Genomic DNA, 1,750 nt, shown 5'->3' on the forward strand with positions numbered 1-1,750 from the left:
AATCTACTGAAAGCATACGGTTTTATTGGCAGCATGAGTCGTCTGGGAAATTGTTGGGATAATGCGGTTGCGGAAAGTTTCTTTGGCAGCCTCAAGCAGGAACGCTGCCAATGGCGGCATTACCAAACCCGCCATGCAGCACAGCAGGATATTTTGCAGTATATCGCCGTGTTTTATAATAACCAAAGACTGCATTCATACCTGGATTACAAAAGTCCGAATCAATATGAAGCAGAAGCAGCAAAATCGATAAAAGCAGCTTAACTGAGGTGTCCGATTTTACTTGACCACGTTACTACTCCCAAACTCCGATGGGCTATGGCGGCAATGGGTCAGCCAGAAACGAAGGTGAGTGATTTGTGCCAGGAACTCGGCGTGACTAGGCAAACGTTGTACCGGCATGTGTCGCCCAAGGGAGAACTGCGGCCAGACGGCGTAAAGCTGCTCTTCCCGCGGTTTAGCCGCGTAAATGGAGGCGACTAGGAACGAGATGCCGGTGTTGCGTCCGCCTCTTCGTTGAGCGCGGAAACCAGCTAACCGCTCCCGAGACCATGTGTTTGCCGTGGAATCAGTGTCTTATTTGCTCAAGAATGCGTGTCCAGGCTGAACCGGAATTCAACTGTTCAGGTCGGATAATATAAATTTTTTATCCATCTATGCTTAAAGCTACCGATCATTTTCTATCAAATAATGTTTTGCTGGGTTGATCCGGTTTGATTTTTAGATAATACTTCAAGCTGCTCCATTAAGTAACGAAATGAAGGAAACAAGTCGTCAAGTGTTTGAATAAAGTCAAAATATTGATTTAATAACTTTGATGCTACTTCATCCGCTGCGTTTGAGTTTCGTAAAATTAGAGAAACATCAATTCGTTTCTCTAAATCAGTCACGAATTTTTGAATCAAAGGTTTTGACATTACTAGCTCAGGTTTGAACTCGCCGTTTTCGCTCCATGATCTAACAACATCTATAAATTGAAGAGTCTCGAATTCTGGCCTATTTTTTTTCTGCCCCTTAAAGTTAATCTCGATTTCTTTGTTGATCGGAGAGTCAGTATCTTTAGCACTCTTACTTAGTTCGGTTATCAAAGCATCAATGTGTTCTGAAAGGTCGCGCTCGTTAATGTTTGGCACAAGAGAACACAAATATCTTTTTAATATACTGATATCTGAAAATAATACTGATTCTATGCAGTAGCCTGTGTGACTGTATGGAGTGTACCCTTTCGACTGCATTTTCTGTCTAAGCTTGTTATCAATGTCATTTGTTGAAAAATCACGATCAAATAAGACATGCCATGATTTACCTTTCAGAATTGAATTTAGAGTTCTTTTATTATATTCAATCTTTTGGAGGATGTTGTCTTTTCCTCTCAGCGGGAAAAAAACTACTTTTGTTACACATCCAATTGGATTGGTAACCTGTTTAATCTTAGAATTAAGCTTTTTGAGATACTCTTTGTCATCTTTGCCTTCAACGAATACTATTAGTTGAACCGCCCCGGGTTTTGAGGAGGCTTCAATATCTGAGAAGATGGAGCCATGAACAAATCAAATAAATATTCCCCCGAAGTAAGAGCGCGCGCAGTCCGTCTGGTGCAGGAACACCGCAGTGAGTATCCCTCGCTGTGGTCGACGATTGAATCCATTGCGCCGAAGATCGGCTGTTCAGCCCACACATTGCTTGAATGGGTGCGCAAACACGAGACTGATACCGGCTTGCGAGACCGGTGTCCGAGCCGACGAGACAC

At 42.9% G+C, this 1,750-nt stretch carries 3 protein-coding genes and 1 pseudogene; 3 read left to right on the plus strand and 1 reads right to left on the minus strand.

The features are described 5' to 3' along the window. Both ABF86_RS12265 and ABF86_RS13025 read left to right on the plus strand, forming a co-directional pair. The coding region (locus tag ABF86_RS12265) for an IS3 family transposase (RefSeq protein ID WP_160803389.1) at positions 1 to 264 on the plus strand (264 nt) is incomplete at its 5' end. 27 nt (positions 265 to 291) lie between these two features. Beyond that, positions 292 to 483, plus strand: a pseudogene (locus tag ABF86_RS13025) (hypothetical protein); the annotation flags it as partial. Positions 484 to 683: 200 nt separating this feature from the next. On the opposite strand, the gene ABF86_RS13030 reads toward ABF86_RS13025, so the two are convergent. Beyond that, complete coding sequence (locus ABF86_RS13030; protein WP_240142342.1) at positions 684 to 1,133, minus strand: hypothetical protein; 450 nt, start codon at positions 1,131 to 1,133, stop codon at positions 684 to 686. A gap of 408 nt (positions 1,134 to 1,541) precedes the next feature. Between ABF86_RS13030 and ABF86_RS12275 the strand changes: the two genes are divergently transcribed. Beyond that, positions 1,542 to 1,750 (plus strand): transposase (locus ABF86_RS12275; RefSeq protein WP_160803653.1); only part of this gene is annotated, 209 nt, incomplete at its 3' end.

The organism is Nitrosomonas sp. GH22 (assembly GCF_009833115.1).
In the GTDB taxonomy this organism is placed as follows: Bacteria; Pseudomonadota; Gammaproteobacteria; order Burkholderiales; family Nitrosomonadaceae; genus Nitrosomonas; species Nitrosomonas eutropha.